Annotated in this window: 13 protein-coding genes; 7 read left to right on the forward strand and 6 right to left on the reverse strand. The window is 70.7% G+C overall.

Features of this window, described 5'->3' with window-relative positions:
• Positions 1-3 precede the first annotated feature (3 nt).
• Positions 4-1,386, reverse strand: a complete 1,383-nt coding sequence (locus AC07RV_RS29500) for a phosphomannomutase/phosphoglucomutase (RefSeq protein WP_296781300.1) — start codon at positions 1,384-1,386, stop codon at positions 4-6.
• A 113-nt stretch (positions 1,387-1,499) separates the two neighbouring features.
• Between AC07RV_RS29500 and AC07RV_RS29505 the strand changes: the two genes are divergently transcribed.
• The 3 genes from AC07RV_RS29505 to AC07RV_RS29515 all read left to right on the forward strand — a co-directional run bounded on the left by AC07RV_RS29505 (position 1,500) and on the right by AC07RV_RS29515 (position 4,625).
• Entirely contained in the window at positions 1,500-3,113 is a 1,614-nt protein-coding gene (locus AC07RV_RS29505) for a DNA-3-methyladenine glycosylase 2 family protein (RefSeq protein WP_296781299.1), read from the forward strand.
• 6 nt (positions 3,114-3,119) lie between these two features.
• Positions 3,120-3,617: a methylated-DNA--[protein]-cysteine S-methyltransferase gene (locus tag AC07RV_RS29510; protein ID WP_093340123.1), complete on the forward strand. Its 498-nt coding sequence runs from the start codon at positions 3,120-3,122 to the stop codon at positions 3,615-3,617.
• A 75-nt stretch (positions 3,618-3,692) separates the two neighbouring features.
• A complete protein-coding gene (locus AC07RV_RS29515) occupies positions 3,693-4,625 on the forward strand; it encodes a DMT family transporter (protein WP_296781298.1) in 933 nt (310 codons plus the stop codon).
• Positions 4,626-4,632: 7 nt separating this feature from the next.
• On the opposite strand, the gene AC07RV_RS29520 is transcribed toward AC07RV_RS29515, so the two are convergent.
• Entirely contained in the window at positions 4,633-5,295 is a 663-nt protein-coding gene (locus AC07RV_RS29520; RefSeq protein WP_296781297.1) for a DUF1345 domain-containing protein, read from the reverse strand.
• 264 nt (positions 5,296-5,559) lie between these two features.
• On the opposite strand from AC07RV_RS29520, the gene AC07RV_RS29525 reads away from it, so the two are divergent.
• Together AC07RV_RS29525 and AC07RV_RS29530 are read left to right on the forward strand one after the other, a co-directional pair.
• Positions 5,560-6,234, forward strand: coding sequence for a c-type cytochrome (locus AC07RV_RS29525; protein ID WP_444814109.1), 675 nt, complete (start codon positions 5,560-5,562; stop codon positions 6,232-6,234).
• Positions 6,235-6,244: 10 nt separating this feature from the next.
• On the forward strand, positions 6,245-7,537 hold the full coding sequence (locus AC07RV_RS29530; protein ID WP_057596293.1) for a c-type cytochrome: 1,293 nt from the start codon (positions 6,245-6,247) through the stop codon (positions 7,535-7,537).
• Between the two features lie 10 nt (positions 7,538-7,547).
• Here the strand turns inward: AC07RV_RS29530 and AC07RV_RS29535 are convergent, their stop codons facing one another.
• Positions 7,548-8,852, reverse strand: coding sequence for an ATP-binding protein (locus AC07RV_RS29535; protein ID WP_296781295.1), 1,305 nt, complete (start codon positions 8,850-8,852; stop codon positions 7,548-7,550).
• Positions 8,849-9,589: a response regulator gene (locus AC07RV_RS29540; RefSeq protein ID WP_296781294.1), complete on the reverse strand. Its 741-nt coding sequence runs from the start codon at positions 9,587-9,589 to the stop codon at positions 8,849-8,851. The genes AC07RV_RS29535 and AC07RV_RS29540 overlap by 4 nt, the downstream gene beginning before the upstream one ends.
• Before the next feature lie 165 nt (positions 9,590-9,754).
• Here AC07RV_RS29540 and AC07RV_RS29545 point away from each other — a divergent pair, with 165 nt between their 5' ends.
• Together AC07RV_RS29545 and AC07RV_RS29550 are read left to right on the forward strand one after the other, a co-directional pair.
• Positions 9,755-10,225, forward strand: coding sequence for a DUF2147 domain-containing protein (locus tag AC07RV_RS29545; protein WP_296781293.1), 471 nt, complete (start codon positions 9,755-9,757; stop codon positions 10,223-10,225).
• Between the two features lie 13 nt (positions 10,226-10,238).
• Entirely contained in the window at positions 10,239-11,399 is a 1,161-nt protein-coding gene (locus tag AC07RV_RS29550; protein ID WP_296781292.1) for a cytochrome c biogenesis protein DipZ, read from the forward strand.
• A 6-nt stretch (positions 11,400-11,405) separates the two neighbouring features.
• On the opposite strand, the gene AC07RV_RS29555 is transcribed toward AC07RV_RS29550, so the two are convergent.
• Complete coding sequence (locus tag AC07RV_RS29555; RefSeq protein ID WP_296781291.1) at positions 11,406-11,909, reverse strand: RNA polymerase sigma factor; 504 nt, start codon at positions 11,907-11,909, stop codon at positions 11,406-11,408.
• A 40-nt stretch (positions 11,910-11,949) separates the two neighbouring features.
• On the reverse strand, positions 11,950-25,278 hold the full coding sequence (locus AC07RV_RS29560) for a filamentous hemagglutinin family protein (protein WP_296781290.1): 13,329 nt from the start codon (positions 25,276-25,278) through the stop codon (positions 11,950-11,952).
• Positions 25,279-25,448 lie beyond the last annotated feature (170 nt).

The following is a 25,448-nucleotide window of genomic DNA, read 5'->3' on the forward strand; positions in this document are numbered from 1 at the left end:
GTCCTAGTGCGCCGCTTCGGCCAGCGTGGCGTCGGGCTTCACCGTCTTGAGCAGCGCCAGCATGCGGGCCTCGATGCGCTCGAGCGCCGCCTGGGTCTGACCCTCGAAGCGCAGCACCAGTACCGGCGTGGTGTTGGAGGCACGGATCAGGCCGAAGCCGTCGGGCCAGTCGACGCGCAGACCGTCGATGGTCGACACCTGCGCCGGGGCCTCGAAGCTCGCCGCCTTCAGCAGCTGCTCGACCACCGCGTGCGGCTCGCCCTCGGCGCACTTCACGTTGAGCTCGGGCGTGGAGAAGCTCGTGGGCAGCGCGTTGAGCACGTCGCTGGCGTTCGGGCTCTTGCTGAGGATCTCGAGCATGCGGCAGCCGGCATAGGTGCCGTCGTCGAAGCCGAACCAGCGCTCCTTGAAGAAGATGTGGCCGCTCATCTCGCCGCCCAGCGGCGAATCGAGTTCCTTCATCTTCGCCTTGATCAGCGAATGGCCGGTCTTGAAGATCAGCGGCTTGCCGCCCGCGGCCTCGATGGCCGGGCCCAGGCGCTGCGAGCACTTCACGTCGTAGACGATGGTGCCGCCGGGCACGCGCGACAGCACGTCCTGCGCGAACAGCTGCATCTGGCGGTCGGGGAAGATGTTCTGGCCGTCCTTGGTGACGATGCCCAGCCGGTCGCCGTCGCCGTCGAAGGCCAGGCCCAGCTCGGCGTCGCCCTGCTGCAGCGCGGCGATCAGGTCCTTGAGGTTCTCGGGCTTGCTGGGATCAGGGTGGTGGTTCGGGAAGTCGCCGTCGACCTCGCTGAACAGCTCCGTCACCTCGCAGCCCAGGGCACGGAAGATCGCCGGGGCCGAGGCGCCGGCGATGCCGTTGCCCGAGTCCACCACGATCTTCATCGGCCGCGCGAGCCGCACGTCGCCCACGATGCGCTGCACGTAGGCCTCGGTCACGTCGACCTCGCGCACGCTGCCGCCGGGCGCGAGCGTCGCGCTGCCTGCTTCCATGGTCTTGCGCAGTGCCTGGATCTCGTCGCCGTAGATCGCGCGGCCGGCCAGCACCATCTTGAAGCCGTTGTAGTCCTTGGGGTTGTGGCTGCCCGTGACCTGGATGCCGCTGGTGGCGAGCGTGTGGGCCGCGAAATACAGCATGGGCGTGGTGACCGCGCCCACGTCGATCACCTCGACGCCGGTGGCCACCAGGCCGCGGATCAGCGCTTGCGAGAGCGCCGGGCCCGACAGGCGCCCGTCGCGCCCCACGGCCACGGAGGTCTCGCCGGCCGCGCGGGCCGCGCTGCCGAAGGCCCGGCCCAAGGCTTCCGCCACCTCGGGATTCAGCGTGGAGGGCACCACGCCGCGGATGTCGTAGGCCTTGAAGATCGACGCGCTGAGCTGCATGAAAAAGGATTCCTCTGTGGATTCGTGGACCCGGGGATTGTAGGCATCGCCAGGGGTACCCACATGTCCGAAAACGGCCAGTCGAAACGACGCCAAACCTTAATATTCAAGCCATGACAAACGCCAACGCCTCCCCCGACGTGCTCGAGAGCGATGCCTGCTACCTGGCGCTGAAGACGCACGACGCGCGCTTCGACGGCTCGTTCTTCACCGCGGTGACCTCCACCGGCATCTACTGCCGCCCGGTCTGCCGCGTGAAGCTGCCGCGGCGCGAGAACTGCCGCTTCTTCCGCCATGCGGCCCAGGCCGAGGCCGAGGGCTTCCGTCCCTGCCTGCGCTGCCGGCCCGAGCTGGCGCCGCGCCCCATGGGCACGGCCAACTGGTCGACCGAGGATGCCTCGCGCATCCTCGCGCAGCAGGCGGCGCGGCTGATCGACGAGCCCGACGCCTGGACCGACGAGGGCCCGGGCGCCGCGCAGATCGCGGCCCGGCTCGGCGTCAGCGACCGCCACCTGCGCCGCATCTTCGAGGCCCAGTTCGGCGTCTCGCCGCTGCAGTACCTGCAGACGCGCCGCCTGCTCGCGGCCAAGCAACTGATCGCCGACACCCGTCTGCCGATGACGCAGGTGGCGCTGGCCAGCGGCTTCGCGAGCGTGCGCCGCTTCAACGCGGCCTTCGTCGAGCACTACGGCCTCAATCCGAGCGCCTTGCGGCGCGCCGGCGGCGCCGAGGGCGGCGACGGCCGCGCGATCGAGGTGCGACTGGGCTTTCGCCCGCCTTACGACCCGAACGCGATGCTCGGCTTCTTCGCACGGCGCGCGCTGCGCGGGGTCGAGAGCATCACGGCCGAGGATGGCAAGGTGCCCACGGCCGGCAAGAACGCCAAGGCGCCGGCCCCGGCCTTCACGCGGCTGGCGCGCACGCTGCGCGTGCAGCATGGCGCACAGGTGCATGCCGGCTGGCTGCAACTGCGCTTCGACATGGCACGCGAACAGATGCTGCTGTCGGTCAGCGATTCGCTGGCGCCGGTGCTGCCGGTGGTGATCAGCCGCGCCCGCGCCATGCTCGACATCGACGCCGACCCGATGGCCATCAACGCCGCGCTGCACGAGGCCTTTCCGCATGGCGACGGGCTTCGCGTGCCGGGCACGGTCGACGGCTTCGAGCTCGCGGTGCGCGCGGTGCTGGGCCAGCAGATCACGGTGGCCGCGGCGCGCACCCTGGGCTCGCGGCTGGTCGAGGCCTTCGGCGAACCGATCGCCACGCCCATCGACGGGCTCGACCGCCTGTTCCCCACGCCCGCCGCCATCGCGGCCGCCAGCGGCGATGCGCTGGGCCAGCTCGGCATCGTGCGCCAGCGCCAGGCCGCGCTGCATGCGCTGGCGCGCGCCGCGGCCGAAGGCCGGCTGCCGCTGCACGCGGGCGCCGACGTGCCCTCGACCATCGCCGCGCTGCAGGAGCTTCCGGGCATCGGCGCCTGGACCGCGCAGTACATCGCGATGCGCGCGCTGCGCTGGCCCGATGCCTTCCCGGCCGGCGACGTCGCGCTGCAGAAGGCGCTGGGCGTGAGCACCGCGCGCGCCGCGAGCGAGGCCTCGCAGGCCTGGCGCCCGTGGCGCAGCTACGCGGTGCTGCGCGCCTGGCACGCACCCGTCCCTTCCACGCCGTCCGTCGAGCCCACCGCCGCGGACTTCCCTTCCACTCCCACGGCAGGCCTCACCGCCTGAAAAGCCATGAAGTTCAAGAAGACCGTCATCTACACCTCGCACTACGACAGCCCGCTCGGCGGCATCACCATGGCCGCCACCGACGCCGGCCTGGCCGGTGTCTGGTTCGACCAGCAGCGCCACTGGCCCGACACCACGGGCTGGCAGACGCGCGACGACCACCCGGTGTTCGTCGAAACGGCCGCACAGCTGCGCGACTATTTCGCCGGCAAACGCGACCGCTTCGAGCTGCCGCTCGACCTGTCGCACGGCACCGCGTTCCAGCAGAGCGTGTGGCAGGCGCTGCTCGCGATCCCCGCGGGCGCCACCACCAGCTACGGCGCGCTGAGCGCGAACGTTGGCAACCCGGCCGCGGTGCGCGCGGTGGGCGCGGCCGTGGGCCGCAACCCGATCAGCGTGATCGTGCCCTGCCACCGCGTGCTCGGCGCCAACGGCTCGCTGACCGGCTATGCCGGCGGGCTCGAGCGCAAGAGCGCGCTGCTCGAGCTCGAAGGCGTGCGGTAGGCTCGCGGTCCGGGAACGCCCGGCTGCAGACGGATCCGCAGCCGGGCGCAAGAGAACACACAACGACAACACCGCATGACCACCTCCACCACCACCGCCGCCGGCGCACCCAAGCCCAAGGGCTGGCTCGTCGACCTCGTGCTGCTCGGCGCGCTCTGGGGCGCCTCCTTTCTGTTCATGCGCATCGGCGCCGCCGAGTTCGGCGCGCTGCCGACCGCGGCGGTGCGCGTGAGCATCGCCGCGCTGTTCCTGCTGCCGATCGCGCTGCTGCGCGGCCAGGGCCCCGCGCTCGCGCGCCACTGGAAGCCCAGCTTCTCGGTCGGCGTCTTCAACTCGGGCCTTCCCTTCGCGCTGTTCAGCTTCGCGGTGCTCAGCATCAACAGCAGCCTCGCAGCCGTGCTCAACGCGGCCACGCCGATGTTCGGCGCGCTGGTGGCCTGGGCCTGGTTCCGCGAACGGCCCGACGGCTCGCGGCTGGTCGGCCTGGTGATCGGCTTCATCGGCGTCGCCATGCTCGCCAGCGGCGGTGCCGGCCTGCACACCGGCGCCAGCAACCTCGCGGCGCTGTGGGCCATGCTGGCCTGCCTCGCGGCCTGCCTGTGCTACGGCATCTCGGCCAGCGCCACGCGGCGCTTCCTCACCGGCGTGCCGCCGCTGGCCACCGCCACCGGCAGCCAGATCGGCGCCTCGCTGTTCCTCGCCGTGCCAGCGATCTGGCTCTGGCCCGCGCAGATGCCCGGCGCGCGCGCCTGGCTCGCGCTGCTCGCGCTCGGCATCGCCTGCACCGGCGTGGCCTACATCCTGTTCTTCCGGCTGATCGAGCGCGCCGGCCCGGCGCGCGCATTGACCGTGACCTTCCTGGTGCCGGTGTTCGCGGCCTTCTACGGCGCGGTGTTCCTCGGCGAGACCATCACGCAGTGGATGCTGACCTGCGCCGTGGTGATCGTCTGCGGCGTGGCGCTGTCGACCGGCCTCGTGAAGCTCTGGCCCCGCCCCGCCAAAGCCTGAGCCGGGATCAGATCGCGCCGGCCACCACGTTGACCGACAGCGCGAGCACCAGCATGTTGAAAGCGAAGGCCAGCACGCTGTGGATCAGCGTGATGCGCCGCATCTCGCGCGAGGTGGCCTGCACGTCCGACACCTGCGAGGTCATGCCGATCACGTAGGCGTAGTAGAGGAAGTCGAAGTAGTCGGGGTCCTGCTTGCCCGGGAAGTCCAGCCCGCCCGCATCGGGCCCGCGATGCTTCTCGTCGTTGTAGTAGCGGTGCGCGTAGTGGAAGGCGTAGATGGAATGCATCATCAGCCACGAGCCCGCGAGCGCCACCAGCCCGAGTCCGATGTGGACCGCGCGCTCGATGCCGCTCAATTGCTTGACCTGCTGCAGCAGCATCGCGATCGCCACCACGCTCGCGCCCACCACCACCAGCATCGACACCAGGATCATCAGGTTCGGCTGGTCGAGCGACTGCGCGCGCTCGCGCGTGCGCTTGGCATCGAAGGTGTCGGCCAGCCACCAGGTCAGCACCTGGTAGACCAGCACGGCCGCGCACCAGCCGGCCAGGCCACGGGCCATCAGGCCCAGCGGCCAGGGGATCGCCGCAATGGCGACGCCGACGATGCCGCCATACAGCAGGCGCTGCGGACCGGTGGTGGTGGACAGGGGGTGGAGCGTGGACATGGGGCGCAGCTTAGCGCCGTGGCCATGGCGCGGTGCGAGCGATGGGACTTTTTGTCCCAGCGTACGCCGCAACGTGCGCGCGCTGGTATGGTCACGACGTCCCCGGGGCACCGCGCCGGGCCCGACGACGTTTTCCCACGAAGCAACGACGTGCGGCCGATGCAGCCGCGCCCTTCCGCCATGAGACACGTGCGACTTCTCCCACGACCACCGCACCACGGGCTGCGCGCCACGCTGGCTGCACTGGCCGTCACGACCCTTGGCCTGATCGGCCTTGTCGGCCTGCAGCCCGCGCGCGCGGCCGAACCGGCCGGCGTCCCCGACACCATCGAGCAGCGCGTGGCCGCCTGCATCGCCTGCCACGGCCGCCAGGGCTCGACCGGCAACGCGGCCTTCTTCCCGCGGCTGGCCGGCAAGCCCGCGGGCTACCTGTTCAACCAGCTGCGCAGCTTCCGCGACGGCCGGCGCTCCAACACCGACATGAACTACATGGTGCGCCACATGTCCGACGCCTACCTGCAGGAGATCGCGGACTACTTCGCCGGCCTCGACCTGCCCTATGCCGCGGTCTCGCCGACCAGCGACGCACCGCCCGCCCAGCTCGCGCGCGGCCGCCAGCTCGCGCTCGAGGGCGACGCCACGCGCAACATCCCGGCCTGCGTGCACTGCCACGGCGCCGCGCTCACGGGCGTGCAGCCGGCCATCCCGGGCCTCTTGGGACTGCCGCGTCTCTACGTCTCCTCGCAGCTCGGTGCCTGGCTCACCAACGAGCGCCATGCGCTCGCGCCCGACTGCATGGCCGAGATCGGCCGTCGCATGACCACCGCCGACATCAACGCCGTCGCGAGCTGGCTCGCGGTGCAGCCGATGCCCGCCAACCCCAAGCCGGTGTCCGCGCCGGCCGCGCCGTTGCCGATGGGCTGCGGCGGCATGCAGTGAGGCCGCGACGATGACCGCACTCAAACGCCTCTGCTGGACCCTGCTGGTGCTCGTGCTGCTGCTGGCCGCCGTGGCCGGCGGCGTGGTCGCGCTCAACCTGCGCGGCGAGGCCGCCATCCCCGAGCAGGCCGAGGCCTTCGAAGCCACGCCACAGCGCATCGAGCGCGGCCGCTACCTCGCGCTGGCCGGCAACTGCGCGGGCTGCCACACCACGCGCGGCGGCCAGGCCTACGCGGGCGGCCTGCCGATCGAGACGCCCTTCGGCACCATCCACTCGACCAACCTCACGCCCGATGCGCAGCACGGCATCGGCGGCTGGAGCAGCGCGCACTTCTGGCGCGCGATGCACAACGGCCGCTCGAAGGATGGCCGGCTGCTCTATCCCGCCTTCCCCTATCCGAGCTTCACGCGCGTCACGCGCGAGGACTCCGACGCGATCTACGCCTACCTGCGCAGCCTGCCGGCCGCCGACACGCCGAACCGGCCGCACCGCCTGCGCTTCCCCTACGACACCCAGGCCGCGCTCGGCGTCTGGCGCGCGCTGTTCTTCACGCCGCAGACCTTCGTCGCCGACGCGGGCAAGCCGGCCGAATGGAACCGCGGCGCCTACCTGGTCGACGGCCTGGGCCACTGCATCGCCTGCCACGGCAGCCGCAATGCCTTCGGCGCCACCGAGACGCAGCGCGGCCTCTCGGGCGGCCTGATCGCGGTGCAGAACTGGTATGCGCCCTCGCTGGCCGATCCGCGCGAAGCCGGCGTGTCGGGCTGGCCCGCCACCGAGGTGGTGGCGCTGCTCAAGAACGGCAGCGCGCCGCGCGGCTCGGTGATGGGCCCGATGGCCGACGTGGTGTTCGAGAGCACGCAGCATCTGTCCGAGGCCGACCTGTCGGCGATGGCCGCCTACCTCAAGGACCTGCCGGCCGTCGCGCAGGAGGCCGCGGACGCCAAGCCCGCGCGCCCCGCCACCTACCGGCGCGATGCCGGCGAGATGGCGCGCGGCAACCGCATCTACGACCAGCGCTGCGCCTACTGCCATGGCGACCAGGGCCAGGGCGCGCCGGGCGCCTACCCGCCGCTCGCGGGCAGCCGCGCCGTCAACATGGCGCGGCCCGTCAACCTGATCCAGGTCGTGAGCCATGGCGGCTTCCTGCCGACCACCGCGGGCAATCCGCGCCCCTACGGCATGCCGCCCTTCGGCGAGACGCTCGACGGCACCGACCTCGCGGCCGTGCTGACCTACATCCGCGGCTCGTGGGGCAACGACAGCGCGCCGGTCACGCAGCTCGACATCGCGCGGCGCTGAGGCGCGAACCTCATTCGGGATTCGCGGGCAGGCTCAGCAGCGCTTCCAGGCCGCCCTCGGGGCGGTTCGACAGGCGCAGCCCGCCGCCGAGCGCGGCCGCCAGCTCGCTCGCGATCGCGAGCCCCAGACCCGTGCCGCCGGTCGCGCGGTTGCGCGAGGACTCGACGCGATAGAAGGGCTCGAGCACCTTGTGCAGTTCCGCATCCGGAATGCCCGGGCCGCTGTCGCGCACCGCGATCCGCAACTCGGTGTCGGTTCTTGCCACGACCACGCGCGCACCGCCCCCGAACTTGATCGCGTTGTCGAGCAGGTTCACGAGCGTGCGGCGCAGCGCGAGCATGCGCGTCTTCAGCGGTGCACCGGCCTGGCCCTCGAGCGCCACCTGCGCGCCGGCATCGAGCGCATCGCAGACCAGGCCGTCGAGCAGCGCGTCGATGTCGACGGCGCGAAAGGGCTCCTGGCCCGCATGGGCCGCCCGCGCATAGGCCAGCCCTTCCTCGACCAGCGCCTGCATCGCATCGAGATCGCCCGCCAGGCGCGCGCCGCACGGGTCGTCCTTCCAGGGCTCGAGCCGCAGCCGCATGCGCGTGATCGGTGTCTGCAGGTCGTGCGAGATGGCCGCGAGCAGCCGGTGGCGCTCGGCCAGGTGCGCATCGATGCGCCGCTGCATGTCGTTGAAGGCGCGCGCCGCGTGCACCACCTCCATCGGGCCCGCTTCCTTCAACGCGACGGTCCGCGTGCCGGGCTTGATGGCATTCGCGGCCCGCGCCAGCGCGCCGAGCGGCCGCACCGCGACGCGCACGCCCCACCAGGTCGCGGCACCCAACAGCAGCACCTGGAGCGCGAGCAAGGCGATGGCGCGCCCCGAGAGGCCCAGTGCGGGCGGGTGCAGCGTCAGCGTGAGCATCGTGCCGTCGGCCAGGCGCAGCGGCAGCAGCAAGGGGGCATCCGCGTCATGGCCGGGCCCACGCAGCATCGGCCCCGTGCGCGCCTCGCCCACCGCGGCCGCCACGCTGCGCGCGAGGCTCAGCGACAGCGCATCGCCCGCGGGCGCGGCCGCCGGCAGCGCGGCGATCGCGTAGTCGTAGTTCCTGCGCGCCAGCCGCGGCAGCCATGCCGCGCGCTCCGACGGCGGCACGCGGTCGAGGATCGCCAGCGCGCTCGCGACCTCGCTGCCCAGGTACGAAGCCATCATGTCGCGCGCCAGCAGGCCGCGCTCGTAGAGCAGCACCGCGAAGGTCAGCGCATGCGCCAGCGCCAGGCCCGCGAACACCACGACCGCGACCCGGCCGAACATCGTCTGCGCGCGCTTCATGGCGCCTCGGCCTCGGCGCGCACTTCGCAGCAGAACACATAGCCCGCCGCGCGCACCGTCTTGATGTAGCGCGGCTCGCGCGAGAGGTCGCGCAGCCGGCGGCGCAGGCGGCTCACCAGCAGGTCGATCGAACGGTCGAAGGCATCGCTGTCGCGGCCCTGGATCAGGCTCTGCAGCTGGTCGCGGTGCAGGATGCATTGCGGCCGCTCGAGCAGCACCTGCAGCAGCCGGTACTCGGCGCCCGTGAGCGCCACCAGCGTGCCGCTCGCGTCCACCAGGTGCCGCCCCAGCGTGTCGAGCCGCCAGTCGCCGAAGGCCAGGAAGCGCGGCTGCTGCGCGCGCCGCAGGTTGGGCGGCAGCATGCGCGTGCGGCGCAGCACCGAGCGGATCCGCGCGAGCAGCTCGCGCGTCGCGAAGGGCTTGGTCAGGTAGTCGTCGGCGCCCATCTCGAGGCCCAGGATCCGGTCGGCCTCGTCGGCGCGCGCGGTCAGCATCAGGATCGGTATGGCCGCCGCGTCGCGCGCACGCAGGTCGCGGCACAGCGAGAGGCCGTCCTCGCCGGGCAGCATCAGGTCCAGCACGATCAGGTCCACAGCGTGGGCCGCGAGCACCTCGCGCATGCGCGCGGCATCGCAGGCCGTGCTGACGCGCAGCCCGCCCTGCGTCAGGTAGTCGCGCAGCAGCGCGAGGATCTGGCGGTCGTCGTCGACGACGAGCACATGGTCGGGGTGTTCCATCGCCGCACGATAGTCGCCGTGGCGCACGGCGCGGCCGCGGTTTTGTATCGCAGTTTGTCCGGGCCGCGCGCGGACAAGCATTGCTACAGATCCGCCGGCTTTTCGACATCGCCGCGGCGACGCCGGCCGATGCAATGACGGCTCCCTATCACCCATGGAGCCTCCATGCACTCGATGACTTCCGCCTGCCGCGCCCTCGCGCTCGGCCTGCTGCTCGCCGCCGCCCCGGCGGCCTTCGCCCAATCGGCCGCCAGCGATCCGCGCGGCCGCTGGATCACCGCCAACGGCAACCTCGAGGTCGAGGTCTCGGCCTGCGGCGACGCGCTGTGCGGCACCGTCACGCAGGTGCTCGGCAACCGGTCGATGGCGCCCGAGGGCGGCGAGATGCAGGCCGTCGACACGCGCTCGCCGCTCGGCATGACGCTGCTCAAGGACTTCAGGCCCACGGCCGCCACCGAGCCGGGCGGCGAATGGGAAGGCACGATCTACAACCGCGAGAACGGCAAGACCTACCGCTGTCGCATGTCGGTCGCCACCGCATCGATCGCCGCCGGCGAACTGGTGCTTCATGCCTATGTCGGCCTGCCGCTGTTCGGCAAGACGCAGCGCTGGACCCGCGCGCCGTCGCGACACTGAAGGAAGGCACCGCATGCTGCAAACCTTGCTCGCCCTGGGCGCCGGCATCGCGACCGTCGGCAGTCCCTGCATCCTGCCGATGCTGCCCTTGCTGCTCGGCGCCACGCTCGCGCCTGCGGGGCCGTCCGCGCGCACCGCATCGCTGCGGCCGCTGCTGATCGTGGCCGGCTTCGTGCTCTCGTTCGCCGCCGCCGCGCTGGCCTTCGGCGCCTCGACGCGCGTGCTCGGGCTCTCGCCGCAGGCGCTGCGCCACGCGAGCATCGCGGTGCTGCTGGCCTTCGGGCTGCTGCTGTCGTGGCCGCGCCTGCTCGACCGCCTGGCCGCGCCGCTGGGCTTTCTCGCCGATGCCGGCCAGAAGCTCGGCGACCGCGCCGGTGCCAGCCATGGCGGCGCGCTGCTGCTGGGCGCGAGCCTGGGCCTGCTGTGGACGCCGTGTGCCGGCCCCGTGCTGGCCTCGGTGCTCACCCTGATCGCGACCGAGGAGCAATCGTGGACCGCCGCCTGGCTGCTGCTGATGTACGCCATCGGCGCCGGCGTGCCGATGTTGGCCATCGCCTACGGCGGACAGGCCGCGAGCGAGCGGATTCGCGTCGTGGCGAAGCACATGCACGCCCTGCGCCGCGTATTCGGCGTTCTGATGATGGCGACCGCCGCGGCCATGGCCTTGCGGGTCGACACGCAGTTGTCGGCATGGCTCTCGCGGGCGGCGTGGTCGTCGGGCGGTTCCTCCTCCTCGGTGTCCGTCACGACGGCGCCGGATTTCATCGGCATCGACCAGTGGTTCAACTCGCCCGCGCTCACGATCGAAGGCCTGCGCGGCCAGGTCGTGCTGGTCGACTTCTGGACCCACGGCTGCGTCAACTGCGTCAACACCCTGCCCCACCTCCGCGAGTGGGCCCGGCGCTATCGCGAGCGCGGCCTGGTGGTGGTCGGCGTGCACACGCCCGAGTTCGCCTTCGAGCGCGACGCGGCCGGACTGCAGTCGGCGATCCGGCGCCACGGCATCGACTACCCCGTGGCGCAGGACAACCGCTACAAGACCTGGAAGGCCTGGGGCACCGAGTACTGGCCCAGCCTCTATCTCGTCGACCGCACGGGGCGCGTGATCTTCCGCCATGTGGGCGAAGGCGACTACGAACACATCGAGCGGCAGATCGAGCAGGCGCTCCGCTGAAGCCGCTCAGGCGCGGCAGCGATCCAGCGCCTGCCGCAACGCGGTGTCGACATTGCGCAGCGACAGGCGATAGCGGTCGGCCACCTCCTGCCGGCTCATTTCGTCGAAGCGCAAGGCCATCAGCACCGCGCGATGGCGACGCGGCAGGCGCTGCAGCGCGCGCTCCACGGCCATGACGTCGGAGCGCATCTCCGCGATCAGCGCGGGACCGGGCGCGGGGTCCGCCAGTCCATCGAGTTCGACATCGGCATCGCTCGCGTACTGCCAGGGCCTGCTGCTGCGCAGGCGATCCGTCGCCAGGTTGCACGCGACGCGGCGGATGTAGGCCAGCGGATTGCGCACCGATGCGTCGGCCGCGTTTTCATTCAGGCGCAACCAGGCGTCATGCAGGCATTCGATGGCCAGGTGGGGACACCCGAGCTGGCGCGCCAGTTGCGCAGCCAGGCGGTCGTAGTGCATGACCAGGACATCGCACAGCGCGATGCCTGGTTCGACGTCGGGAATCAGCATGTCCACGCTGCGGCCGGTCGCTGTCGATTCGCGCGTCCGTTCAGCGGTCCTGCTGCAGGCGCTGCCGTTCGGCGTCGGTGAAGCGCTTCCAGTAGCGGGCATCGATGCGCTCGCCGAGGCCGACGATCTTCACCATCCTGGCCGGGTCGTAGGGCTCCAGGCCGGAGCGAAGCTCCGCGCCGGACGTGGGCGTCTCCTGGCCGTCCGGCCGCGGTGGCGCGGCTTCGTTGCCGAAGCCCAGCACGCGCACCGTGAAGACCGAGGGCAGGTTCTGCCGCGCCACGGCGCGCTCGCGCTGCATCGCGTCCTGCGCCGCGGCCGCCGCCGAACTCGCGGCCGCGCTCGCGTTGGACAACGCGCTCACGTTCACCGCCGCGACCACCGGCAGCCCGCTCGACTTGCCCTGCACCTGGATGTTCTCGGCGTTCACCACGCGCAGCGCGGCGATGTTGACGTTGCCCGAGACGCGGATGCCGGCCTCGCCCGCGTCGATGGTGCCCAGCGGCGCGATCAGGTCGATGTCGCCGGGCGGAACCTCGGGCAATGGCGCGAGCGTGGCGATGCCCGCGCCCGTGCTGGGCACCTCGGGCGAGATCTTCATGTTGCCCACGCTGTCGTACACCTGCCGCGGTGGCGTGAAGACCACGGTGGTCTTCGAGCCGCGGCCGGCATTGATATCGCCCTCGGCCGACCAGGCCAGGATGTCGCCGCCGAAGGTGGTCATCACGCGGCTCTGGCCGAGCAGGATGCTGCCGAGCGCATAGAGCTCGATGCTGCCCTGGCCGCGCGTGATCAGGCCGGCGGTCGAAGGCGGCGCCGCGCCTTCGATGCCGTAGGTCTGCGCACCGCCCGGGGTCAGCACCTGGATGTCGCCGCCGAGGTTGGTGTGGATGCCCGAGCCGCCGTACATCAGCAGGTTGCCCTGGTAGCCGATGGTCTGCCCGTCGGCGCCGCGTTGCGGGAACATCGCGGCGATGGCGTTGCGTCCGCGCAGGTAGCTGCCGAAGCGCGGCCCGTCGGCGTCGTTGTATTCGCGGCCACCCTCGCGCAGCTCGGCGAAATAGACCTGGCGCGCGAAGATGCGCTGCTGCTCGGGCGCCAGGGTGTCGAAGTAGGCCAGGGCCTCTTGCGCGGAGCCCTGGAAACCGTAGCGCTGCGACAGCCACGCCGACAGTTCGGCGCCATAGGTCTTCACGACCTTGTCGCCCTGGTCCGCCAGCGGCGTGCCAGCCGTTGCGAGCCTAGCGGGGTCCAGGTACTTCTTCAGCAGGCCCGTGTAGTCGGCGCCCTGCGCCCCGAGACCGGCCTGCACGACGATGCCGGCGCCGGGGCGCGTGTCGCTCGCGACCACGGGGCCGATGCTCGTGAGGTTGGACAGGTCGTTCTGGACGATGTTGCGGCCCGCGGAGATCTCGAGCGTGCCGGGGCCGGCGACTTCGAAGTTCGCATAGAGGATGTCGCGCCCGGCCTCGATCACCGAGACGTCGTTCTGGTGGGTGTGCACGATCAGGTTGCCATGCGCCTGGGCCCTGGAAGCGGAATTCGCCACCTCGCCGATCTCCAGCGGCGCGTCGTTGCTGCGCATGCCGGCATACACGATGTCCCGCCCGGCCTTCACGGCGACCGGCCCGGCGGCGACGTAGTCGATCTGGCCCGCGCGGGGGCCCTCCGTCGGATGGAAGGTCACCACCGTGCCGGTTCGCAGCCCGACGATGTCGCCGCCGGCCGCATAGAAGCGCGAAGGCGCAACGGGGCTGTCCGAGACGCTGGCGTTGGTGCTCACGCTGTTGACGTCGAATGCGAACAGCGGAAAGAGCCTGAGGTCCGATGACGGCGCGAGATCGGAGACGTTGCTGGCCAGCCTCATGCCCGTACCGTTGAAACCCGTAAAGCCCGGGTGTTCGATCGTTGCGGTGGCCGAGGCGTCCGCGCCGGACGAACTGATGGCATAGCCGCCGCCATACAGCGAACCGCCCGCGAGCAGCTCGATGCGGCGCTCGCCCAGCGGGGCCAGCAGCAGGCCGCTGTTCCATCGCGCTGCATCGGCCGAGCCAGTGACGATGGCAGTGGCGGCCGAAGGTCCGTAGTAGATGCTTCCCATGGCCGCGACGGCACGGACGGTGCCCGGCAGCAGGTACCAGCCGCCATTGCTGGCGTAGTCCCAGGAGGTCCCGGCAAATTTGGCGGCCGTTTCGCCGGCGCGGGTGTCGAGCGCCAGGTTGCCACCCGCGGTCGACAGCTCGAGTGCCGTCCTGTCGGTCCACAGGCTGAACCAGCTCTTTCCGCTCGGTCCGTCCTTGGGTTCAGGGGTGAAGGCAAATCCGTTGGGCGTCGGCACCAGGCCCGGGTTTCCCGTGCCGCCCAGCACCAGGTCTCCCCGGCTCGAGATGCTGGCGCCGGCATCGCCTTGCATCAGCATCAATCCGCCCGTGGCTCGCGCAATGCTCGCTTTATAGGGATTCGATGCGCGAATCTCCTTCGGATCCTGCACCGCGCCATAGAACAGCTCCACGGTCCCGATCCGGCCCGCCGACATGGAAATGCCGCCGCGCAGGTTGACCAGGCCGCCGTACAACTCCTGCGTTTGCGCCACGCCGGAACCGTTGGCGCCGCTCAGCCGCCCGTCGATGCTGCCGTTCCAGCCGCCGCCGACCCGAAGGTCCAGGTCTCCGCCGCCGGTCAGGGCGAGGCTCCCGTCCGCCAGCACCCGACCGGTGCTGCCCACGGCGAGCATCACGCCCTGGCTGCGTGCCGTGGCGTTCGTGTTCGCGCCCATCGTCGAGCGCGTGGTGATGGCCCCCGCGTTGCCGCCGACGCGGATGCTGGCGTCGCCGCCACCCAGAGTGCCCAGTCCGGTGAAGCCGGTGACGGCGGGCCAGTACAGCAGCTTGCCGTCGCCGCCGGTCCGCTCGTTGTTGCTGTAGGTGCCGAAGTTGATCCACCAGGCCGTCGGCACGTCGCTCACCCCTGGCGTGTTGCCCGTACCCTGGCGCCACAGCCAGTTGCCGACGCTGCCGCTGGCCATGGCCAGTTCCTGGCTCGCGCCCCAGGCATCGCCGGTCAGATCGCCGCCGACGTCGAGTCGCAGGTTGCCACCGCCGTCCGGATACCAGGCCTTGTAGAGGCTGTCCGTGCCGTCGACCAGCTTCTCGTACGCGGGCGTGATCTTGTCACCGGCCGCATTCCACAGCACGGCATTGCCGTTGGCCTGCAGGCCGCGCGCGAGGTTGTAGCTGGCATCGAGCGTGGCGCTGCCCAGGCTCTTCTGCGTGCCGGCGGTGTACACGCCGTAGGGCGACTGCATCGAGAAGTTGCCGCCCGCGGCCAGGTCCAGGTCGCCCGTGCCGGTGCGCAGCACGCTGAAGACGGGCGCCTTGGGCGTGACGGCCACCACCACTTCGCCGGCGGGGCCACCGACCGCCACGCACTGCCCGGGTTCCTCCGCGCAGATGCTGTAGCCCGGGTCATCGGCCCAGTCGTCGACCGGAACGCCCGGCGTGCCGCCGTACATGTTGCCCTCTTGCCATACCCACGAGACCCGCACGCACTGCCCCGCCTCCTCGCCGCAGATGCTGTAGGTCGGGTCGTCGGCCCAATCGGGTGCCGCCGTGCCCGGTTCGCCGCCATAGTTGTTGCCGGGCGCCCAGTACCAGACGCCGCCGCGCCGAATCTCGGTCTGCTTGAACACGGTGTAGTGCGTATCGGCGAGCAGGATGCTGCCCGCGTCGAGCCGCGTCAGACGGTTGTCCGCCGCCTGCAGGTCGGCGCCCGCCACGAGCCGCAGGCTCCATGACTGCGAACCTTCCGGCAGCATCTGCGCCAACGCCCAGTTCTGGGCTTGACGTCCGCTCGAATCCGCGGGACGCAGATTGACCGACAGCGCCCCGTCGGGCAGCGCCACGTTGGTGCCTGAAGCGATCAGTGCGCCCACCGGCAGGAGCAGGCTGCCCGACTGCGTCATCGCGACCGGCAGCTTCGCACCCTTGGGCCAGGTCAGGCGCGCCAGCGTCACGGCCATCGGCAGCCGTGCGCCGGCCAGCAGTTGCGCGCCCACCGGGAGCGCCAGGCCGCCGGTGCCCACCATCCGGCCCGCGGGCAGCAGCACGCTGCCGTCGGCCGCGCGCACATCGGCCGCGAGCACCGTGCCGAAGGGCAGCATCAGCTCGCGGTCCAGCGTGATCGCGCCCGGCAGCACGGTGCCCGCGGGCAGGGTGACGTCCTTCACCGTGATCGCGTAGTTCAGCGTCTTTCCCGCGGGGTAGACCGTGCCCTCGGCCAGGGTCACGCCCGGCACCGGCACCACCACGTCGCCGCCGAAGGCCTGCACGCCCGGTGTCAGGATCCAGCCGCCGTCGTCCGGCGTCTCGGGCGGCGGCGCGAAGCCGTCGTTGATGCTGCCGTAGATCGACAGGTCGCCGCCGGCGCGCAGGGTCAACATGCCGACCTCGCCCGAGCCGTAAACGCTCGTGCGCTGCGTGTTCGGGTTCAGGCTCGCGTAGCGCAGGCCCGAGAGGTCCAGGTCGCCCCGCACGACCAGGTCGCCGTCGGGCGTGGCGCTCGCGATCTCGATCGCCGGGCGTAGATGGAAGGCGTCGCGATAGGTCGCGTTGTTCAGGCCTGCCAGCTTCGAATTCAGCAGGTTGCCGTTGCGCAGTGCACCGTCGACGAACAGCGTGGCCTCGTCGCCCTTGCCATTCAGATACACCTGATCGATCACCTGGTAGGGCCGACCGCTCGCGGCCGCGTCGGTGCCGAAGGGCGCGTCGCTGTAGCGCTGCTTGCCGTACACGGCGATCGAGCGCGCGCCCTGGATGTTCACGTTGCCGCGCGCATCGATGGCGATGTCGCCGAAGGTGGCCGCGTCGGCGTCCGTCGTGCTGCCGGTGCTGCCGATGCGCGGCGCGTACAGGTCCAGCGTGCCGCGGCTCCTGCCGTCGCCGCCGCTCGAGCCGGTGCCATGGCGCAGGTCGATGCGCGCGCCCTCGCCCAGCACCAGCGTACCGCTGCCGGCATCGAGCTCCACCATCGCGCGGTTGGGGCTGTCGATGATCTTGCCGTGGCTGTCCACGCGCAGCACCGTGCCGTGTGCGTCGAGCACGGCGCTGCCTGCCAGCGCGAGACCCCTGGCAGCCGCGAGCCGGATGCTGCCGACCTGCTCGCCGCTCGCGTCGATGGTGCCGACCACGTCGAGACGGCCGTTGTCCACCGACACGTTGATCTGGCGGGCCTTGAGTTCGTTGCCGATGCGCAGGTCGCCCTGCTTGAGCTGGAAGCTGCGCTCGCCGAAGAAGCCGCCGTCGTTGAGCCGCGTGTTGAGGGCCGCGAACTCGTCGCTGAGCGCGCCGCCGCTGCCCAGGTGCTGGGCGCGGATGTCCACGCCGCCCGCGCGATAGGGCACCAGGGTGCCGCCCGCGTCGTAGTGGCCGCTCGCGCCGGCGCGCAGCGTGCCGCGCAGGTCCACGCGGCCCGCGTCATCGCTTCCCCCGCTCTGCTCGGCGAGCGCGATGGCGCTGAGCAGGCCCGCGTTGTTGTTCCGCGCCGAGAGGTCGATGGTCGACCCCGCCGCCTGCGTGATGTTGCCCGCGGTGCTGCGCAGCGTCACATCGCCGCCCCAGGAATAGCGGCGCACGTCGAACAGCGCGATCTCGCGCCCGGCCAGGTCGAGCCAGGCGGAGTCGCCCAGCACGATGTCGCCCTCGGCCGTGATGCCGAGCTTGCCGCTGGGTAGCGCCACCGTGGTGTCGACACGGACCGTGGCGCCCTTGAGGTTCAGTTCCGCGCCGGTCTGCACGCCGGCGTCGAGGCTCGTGGCCGACGCATCGGCGCGGCCGCTCGCGGGTGCCAGCACCTGCAGCGAGCCGCCCGCGGCGATGCGGTTGATCGAGCCTCCGGCACCCGTGATGAGCGGGGTCGTGAGGGTCAGGTTGCCGCCTTCGTAGCGCGGTCCGTCGGTGCCTGCACCGGCACCGGCGACTTGCGACTGGTACACCGACAACGAGCCCTTCTGGTTGGCGGTGATGCGCTGCGTCGCGTTCAGTTGCACGTCGGCGAAGCCCAGGATGGTGCGGCCGAAGTCGTCGACCCCATTAGGTTGCGATGTCGGGTCGTAGCCGAACTCGATCGTGTCGGCGTTGATCGCGAGCTTGCCGCTGCCCGTGCCCCGGCCACCGGTGACCGGCGCCGGCGCGGCGCCCGCGAGGCCGGCCCAGGTGAGCTTGGCGGTGGTGATGCGGGCCATGTCGCCGGCACCGCCCTGGCCGTAGATGGCCGGCGTGGAGAGCACCAGGTTGCTCAACGACGACCTGCCGGTCGCGGCATTGGTGGTGTCCAGGCTCACGTTGCCGAAGAAGTTCACCGACTCGGCGGCGGTCAGCACCAGGCGCTCGAGCGCGGGCGCTCCGTAGGCCGTGTCGCCTCGCAGCAGTCGATCGAGCAGGTCCTGGTTCAGGCTGAGCCCGGCGGTCAGCGCGCCGCGCGCCGCGGCGGCCGCGAGGTCTTCGCTGCTGCCGGCATTCACCGTGCCGACGGCCAGCACCAGGTTGCGCGTGCCGTAGCGCACGCGGTCGCTCATGTCGAAGCTCGATCGCGTGGCGGCCAGCAGCGTGCCTTCGGAATAGAGCTCGGTCGTGCCCTGGCAGAGGACCACGGTGCCGCACGCGCCGATGGCGATCGGTCCCGCGCCCATCGGGAGCGAGGGGTCCTGCTGCGGCTCCGGCGCCAGCATGTTGAGCCATCCATTGGACGCCGCCACCACCGACACCGCGCCGGGGCGGTAGACATAGCCGGCGCTCGAATCGTAGGGCGCCTTGCCCATGCCGATGGTGTTGATGCCCGCGCCGGCCTCGATGGCGATGCCGCCGCTGGTGCTGGCCGCGACCAGGAACACCTCGGGGGCCCTGAGGATCGCGCCCTCGCGCAGGACGATGCGGCCGGTTTCCCCGCCGACGTCGACATAGTTGCTGAGGTTGGCCCCGCCCGTCGGCGTGCCGTAGACCGACTGCAGGTTGCCGCCCACCGTCAGACGGGCCGCGCCGATGGCGTTGAGATCGCGGGCGTGGAGCGACAGGCCGTCGAAATCGGGCGTGGCGCGCGCGCCATCGGCCAGGACTTCGATGGCGCCATCCCCGACGTTCGCGGTGTTCGTGCCCATGCCGGCCGTGCCGCGATAGCCGTTCTTGCCGGCCTCGAAGTTCGCCTTCGCGTCGAAGCTGAAGCGGCTGTCCGGCGACGAGGGCAGCCGGAACTCCAGGCGCCCGGCATCCGCCGGCAACGCGGCGCGGGCCGTGCCCGCCAATGCCGCCTGCTGCAGCACGAAGTCGGCATAGCTGGTCTCGTTGTACTGCGAGTAGCTGCGCAGCACGTCGGCCGAGGTCACGACGAGCTGGCTCGACAGGCTGTCCGCGAGGCCCGTGTTGGCGGTGCCCAGGGTCGCGGCCGTGGCGTAAGAGCCGTTGCGCATCGGCGTGGCGCGGGTGGGCGTGCGCCCCGTGGCGGGGCCGTTGATCTCGACGCGGAAGGCACCGGGCAGCAGCGCATAGTTCGACGGCAGCAGGGTGTAGGTGCCCGCCGGCAGGCCGGGAATGTCGCTGGCGCCGATCGTGACCTGCTGGCCGATGCGAGGATCGACCGCGCCACCGCGATCGGCCGGCGCGTAGGCCGAGGCATAGCCGGGCACGATCGCATAGACGGGGTTGCTGTCGAGGCCGGGCAACACGAAGCCGTTGCGGCCCACCTGCATCAACGGCGTCATCCGCGCATCGGTGGAACCGCCGCGCCCCGAGACGAAGCCGGCACCGCGCACATCGCCACCGCCCGACAGGTCGAATACCGCGCCCTCCTCCGCCGCGATGCTCCGGCCTGCCACCAGAATGGCCCCGGCACTGCCCACACCGGACAACTTCACATGGCTGCCCAGGTGGTCGTAGTTCACCCCGTCGGACGTACCGCCATAAGGCATCACGAGGCCCGCCGCGGAAATCGACGTGAGACTGCCCGGCGCGAAGCGCACCGAGGCGGTCGACCCGAGCGTGCCCGGGACATCCGTGCCCAGCGTGATCGAGCCCAGGGGCGCGCGCAGGACACCGCCTTGCTCGATGTGGGCCGCGCTGAACAGCAGGGAGCCGAAGACCGAGGAGGGCAGCTGCGGGTCGGCCGCATTGGTGTCGTAGCGCTCGAAGACCAGGCGGCGGTCCGACTTGAACGCCGTCGCGCTGGCCCGGCCCGCAAGCACGCGTGCCGAGACACCGGTGGCGGGGTACACCTGCGCCGCGCGCAGCGTGAGGTCGCCGGTCGTGTTGAGTTCGACATCGAAGCTGCCGCCGCTCAGGAGTCTCGTGCCTGGCACGAAACGCAGATCGCCCTCGCTGACCAGGTTCACCCGATCGAAGCCCGCGCGCTCCACCGATGCGGAACCCACCGCAGCGTTCGCACCGAAGGTCACGGCCCCCCTCACATCGACCAGCTTGCCCTGGACGTTCAACACGGCCGAGGAATCCAGCGTGCTCACGCCGCCCTGGTAAGACGGCCGCACGTGGCCCTCGACGGCCGCGACGTTGTCCGTGATGCCCGCCAACAGGACATACGGCGCCGACAACGACACGCTGTGGATGGGATCCAGGCCGGCCGCGACCGTCACCGCGCCCGAAAGGATGCGCAGCTCCCTGCCCATGGCGAGATTCAGGTCTCCGCCGAAACTGACCAGGCCATTGCTGTAGAGGCTCAGGGACGAGAAGCCGCCGTCCTGCACCTGGTTCACGGCCAGCGCCCCGCGGCCGTGCTTCAGGCCCTGTGCATCCGAGGCGCCCGCCGGGCGGGTCTGGACCAGGGTCAGGTCACGCACCGCGAGCAGCGCATCGTCCGGAACGACGTCATTGGCGCTCACGTAGTTGGGCGCCTCCAGGGCGATCGCGAGGCTGCCACCGGCGGCGCCGAAGCCACCCGCATGCGCGCGCAGGCTTCCGTCCAGATACAGGCCGCTGCTCGAGGCGACCTGGATGCGCCCGCCATCGCTCGCAACGGTTCTCACGCCCGTGCCGTCCACGCTCAATGGCGCCTGTGCGCCGGAGGCATCGATCACCGCGCCTTCGCGGATCACCACGAAGGCATCCGAGGCCATGGCACGGCTCGTGGCTTCCTGCAGCTCGCCGCCGATGACGATGCTGCCGCCGCGGGTGACGAGGCCGAAGGGTTGCCCCTGGACGTCGTGCGCCGTGTGGACCTCGGCCGATGCATCGAGCGTTGCGTGCGCTCCGATGAGGATCCGGCGCGCGCTGGCCCTGCCATCGGCAACAATGCCGCCGTTCGCGATATTCGATCCCCCCAGCTCGGTCACCGGCCCGAGCAGGCTGATGCTCCCCCCTCGTGCCTGCAACAGGCCCTCGACCGTCAGGTCGCCTCGGCTCGACAAAGCGATCGACTGCCCCGGGTCCACCCGCACGGCAGCGTCCTTGCCCAGGTACACACTGCCGGCATCCCCGGTCTGCGCGGGGGCAGCGCCGCCCGTGCGTCCCCCCTCGACTCCCCCAGCCAGGGAAATGCTCGCCCCGCGGCGCCGATTCGCCTCCCGCGCCGTGGGATTGTCCTGGTACATCTCCGGCTGCCAGTACTGGAGCAAGCCGGCCACGCCTTCGCTCGCGGGACGCACCGGCCCGTTCGCACGCAGCACCGGCATCTTGACGTCCAGCGTGACGCCGTCCGGCACGACCAGCCCGTTGTGGGCGCGCACGTCGTAGCGGGAAAAACCGCTTCGAAACAGTTCGGTGGACAGCGTGGTCGTTCCTGCCACGGCAAGGTCTTCGGCGAACACCGATCCGGCCGCCAGGCGCGAACCGGGCGGCAGCTTCACCGTGAGGTCGAAGGGCGCGCGATCCCCGCCATGAAGCTGCACCGTGCGATCGGCGATCGGCACGCCGTTCGGAAACACGTTGGCCGGAACGACGTAGTTGGCGAACAGTTCGGTGAGTTCGGTGCTCCCGAAAAAGAACTGGAGGGTGGATCCGGCCGGAACATGGTCCAGGACCTGACCCGTTGCGGTCAACTCGATGCCTTGGTCGGTCCGGACGGCGAACGCCCCGTTCAGAAAAAAGACATATCTCGTTCCGCCGGACCTGCTGAGCGGAGGAGTCCAATCGGCTTCGGCCTTGAAGATCGCGTTGATCTTGATGCCCGTCGCTCCTACTTTCTCTCCAGGTTTCGCGATGGACACGATGTAGCTGTAATCGATCGGCAGCACGCCGCCGGCCATCACGTTGATTTCGAGCTCCCGCAACAGGACCAGGTCGGCCAGCGCCGAATCCCCAGCGTGCAGCATCCCATCGACAGGCACCACCTTGCCACCGATCGCAATCGCGCTCGCCGATTCGATCTGCAGCGTGCCTCCTCCTTGGACGCCATGGCCTCGGATGTCTCCATCGAGCGTCAGCACCGCCACTCGATTGCCCGCGCCCGTGCTCGCCAGCCCGGAGCCCAGTTGCACGGAGCCGCCCGCACCGCCCTTGATACGCCCGTCCGGTTGCACCACGCCCCCCGAGGACACGTCGATCAGCGCGCCCTTCTCGAGCGTCACGCTCTCGGTCGAGCGGATGCTGACCAGGCCTCCGTCGATGTGCGCGAGGTCCGCCGGCGCACCGCTGCCCGATCGCAGATCGCTCAGCACCCCCGTCGCATCCAGCGTGACGCCCTCGCGCACCCACACGCCGGCCTGCGCGCCTTGCGGCACCTCGATGCCGATATCGAGCGGCTTCGAGGCATCGCGCACCTGCTTCAGCACGTTGCCCATGCGTATCGTCCCGCTGTGTGCCGTGAGGTTCGCGGCCACGTCCACCGAGGGTGCATACAGGACGATCTCTCCGCCATTGCTTACCTGCAACAGACTTGCAACGGCGATGTTCTTCTTCGCCGCGATCCGCACCGCGCCGAGCGAGGCCGCGGTCAACGAATCGGCATCGAGCAGCACCATGCCCTGGCGCTCGGCGGTCACGGCATCGGACAACCCCAGCGCGTCGGCGATGCCCGGGACCGGTTCGCCCAGCTTGACGTTGTCGACAACCGGCACGAGCCCACGGCGGATCACGCCGCTGGCGGCATCGAAGATCGGGCGGTACTGGCCGACGACCAGTTCGCCGCGCCGCGCCACCGCGCTTTGCGACTGGTTGTAGCCGTCCAGATCCGCCTGCGCCGCCCGGGTCTGTTGCGGGCCCTGGTAGGTCTCCCCGACGATCGTTCCCTCGAGCACAGCGTTGTTGGTAGCCACCACCAGCCGGCCCGCGTCACGCCCGACGGTGTAGCCGTTCTCCGGTCGCTCTCGTGGGCCTATCAGCGGGTTGTAGAAGTAGCCGGTGGTGTTCTTTCCCCAGCGCGCATGCTCGTCCTCGAAGCCGCGGTACAAGCCCTTGTAGAGCAGGTCGCCCGGTGCACTCGACACTTCGTAGAGCCGGCCATCCGAACCCTTGAGCCAGCTCAAGCGGAGCTTGCCGCTCGCGACATCCAGCGTCCCGCCCGACAGATTGACGCTGGAGCCCGCGCGCGTCACCAGGTCGCCGCCCGCCACCGTGACCGTGCCGCCCTGTGCCATCCATTCGCCGATCGAATGGCCATTGGTCGCGAGATAGCCGCTGACCTCGAGCAGCCCGCCCTGGGTGTACCAGCGATCGGTCGGATAGCCGTTCGTGCCGGCCGGCACGAACACCAGCTTGCGCCGGTCCACCCACAGGTTCAGGTTGTTGAGGTTCTTGCTGTCGCGGTTGATCGGCGCATCGCGCTGCTCGTTGCCCTGGGCATTGATCAGCACGTTGTTGCTTTCCATCGCCACCTTCACGCCCACCGCGCCCGAGACATCGAGCTGGGCACCCTGGGCGACCAGCGTGCGCTTCGGGGCCGCCACCACGATCTCGCCGCCGGTCGCAAGCGACAGCGACGAACCCTGGAACTCCACCGTGCTGCCGCTGACGATCTCGATGCGCGAGAGATCGCGGCGGTCCGCGATCGTGCCGAGGTTGTCGAACATGCCCGTGGCGTTGTTGACCGGTTGGCCATCGACGAATCGCAGCGCCGCATCGCGCTGGCTGTCCAGGGCCGTCGCGCCGTTCGTGTCGAGCAGGATGGCGGTGGTGCTGCCCTCCGCCACCGTGACCGTGCCCGTCTCGTCGCTCGCGCGGGTCGACAGGTGGATGGTGCCGCGCTTGGCCACCGTCGTGGTGGCGACCAGCACACCCGCCTGCGTCACCGTGTGGCCGGTCAAGGTGATGTCGCCGGCGGGGGCGGTGATCAAGCCGGTGTTGATGACCGTTCCAGACGCACTGTCCGCATTGCGCGAAGCCGAGACTTCGTTGCCTGCGGTGGTCGAGCGCTGGTTGCCTTCGGTGCTCACGCCCTTGCGGATGGTGAAGCTGTCGCCGGCGGCGAGCACGGTCTGGCCCGAGGGCGTGTGGATCTGTCCGGCGTTGCGCACCTCGGTGCCCAGCAGCATGACGTAGCCGCCGCCCTGGGTGGCCGATTGCGGCGTGTGCGTGGTGATCTGCGCGCCGGCCTGCACCTCGACCTTGCCAGCCGCGTCGGTGAAGGTGGGGGCACTGCCGTTGGCATCGACGTAGATGCCTTTCGTGCGGAACTGGTCGTCGGTGATCTTGGCCGCTGCCGCCACCAGGTTGCGTGTATTGACCTGGCTGGTGCCCGAGAACACCACGCCATTGCGGTTGGCGATCAGCACCGTGCCGTCGGCCTTGATCTGGCCCTGGATCTGCGAAGGCCGCGCCTGCGGGTCGTTGACCTTGTTGAGCACCGCCCAGCTCGGGTCCTGCTTGAAGTCGACCGTGGTATTGCGCCCGACGTTGAAGGTCTCCCAGTTGAGGATCGCCTTGTCGCCAGTCTGCTGGACCGCGACGTTGGTGCGGCCGTCGACCTGCGATTGCACCGGTGCATTGGCGTTGAGCCAGCCTGCGGTGAGGCTGTTGGTGTCGACCTTGAGGCCGCCATCGGCCAGGCCATCGGGCACCGAGGGATCGTTGCCCGCGGCCAGCCGGGCGGCCGCCTGTGCCGCCTGCTGCGCGGCGATGCCGCGTGCCGCGAGATTGAGGTTGTTGATCGAACGGCTCAGTTGCTCGTTGGCGCGCTGCTGCTGGGCCTGCGGGCTCGTCAGGCTCGACGCCGGCATGCCGTTGGGCAGCCGGCCGGTGGCCGTGGCCGTGTTCTGCATCGCGCCCTTGTTCGCGAACCATGCCGAACTGAATGCATGCTGCGCATGCGCGGCACCGGCCATGCCGCCGGCCGCCAGCGCCAGGGCCATGGCACCCGCCAGCGGCGCGGTCTTGAAAAGTCGCTCTTCCGCGCCAGGGGGATGACGGTGCCTGCTGCCGCGTACGCGTGTGCTCATGGGGTTCCTGTCGAAGTCGAGGTCGTGTCCATCGGGCTGCGCGCTCCTAGCGGCAGCCTTGTGTCGGCGCGACGGCGCCGCAGGCCTCCTGGCAGGAGGCCATGCCGAACCGTCGACATCTAAGGACGAACGGTCTCCCCGTTCGACTGCAAACTTTTTTCAGCGCAAGA

It is taken from the genome of Variovorax sp. GW821-FHT09B01, from assembly GCF_059418345.1.

Coding starts and splice junctions, on each gene's coding strand:
- AC07RV_RS29535 (WP_296781295.1), bottom strand. CDS start 8,852: ATGAAGCGCGCGCAGACGATGTTCGGCCGGGTCGCGGTCGTGGTGTTC.
- AC07RV_RS29545 (WP_296781293.1), top strand. CDS start 9,755: ATGCACTCGATGACTTCCGCCTGCCGCGCCCTCGCGCTCGGCCTGCTG.
- AC07RV_RS29510 (WP_093340123.1), top strand. CDS start 3,120: ATGAAGTTCAAGAAGACCGTCATCTACACCTCGCACTACGACAGCCCG.
- AC07RV_RS29520 (WP_296781297.1), bottom strand. CDS start 5,295: ATGTCCACGCTCCACCCCCTGTCCACCACCACCGGTCCGCAGCGCCTG.
- AC07RV_RS29515 (WP_296781298.1), top strand. CDS start 3,693: ATGACCACCTCCACCACCACCGCCGCCGGCGCACCCAAGCCCAAGGGC.
- AC07RV_RS29540 (WP_296781294.1), bottom strand. CDS start 9,589: ATGGAACACCCCGACCATGTGCTCGTCGTCGACGACGACCGCCAGATC.
- AC07RV_RS29560 (WP_296781290.1), bottom strand. CDS start 25,278: ATGAGCACACGCGTACGCGGCAGCAGGCACCGTCATCCCCCTGGCGCG.
- AC07RV_RS29500 (WP_296781300.1), bottom strand. CDS start 1,386: ATGCAGCTCAGCGCGTCGATCTTCAAGGCCTACGACATCCGCGGCGTG.
- AC07RV_RS29505 (WP_296781299.1), top strand. CDS start 1,500: ATGACAAACGCCAACGCCTCCCCCGACGTGCTCGAGAGCGATGCCTGC.
- AC07RV_RS29530 (WP_057596293.1), top strand. CDS start 6,245: ATGACCGCACTCAAACGCCTCTGCTGGACCCTGCTGGTGCTCGTGCTG.
- AC07RV_RS29550 (WP_296781292.1), top strand. CDS start 10,239: ATGCTGCAAACCTTGCTCGCCCTGGGCGCCGGCATCGCGACCGTCGGC.
- AC07RV_RS29555 (WP_296781291.1), bottom strand. CDS start 11,909: ATGCTGATTCCCGACGTCGAACCAGGCATCGCGCTGTGCGATGTCCTG.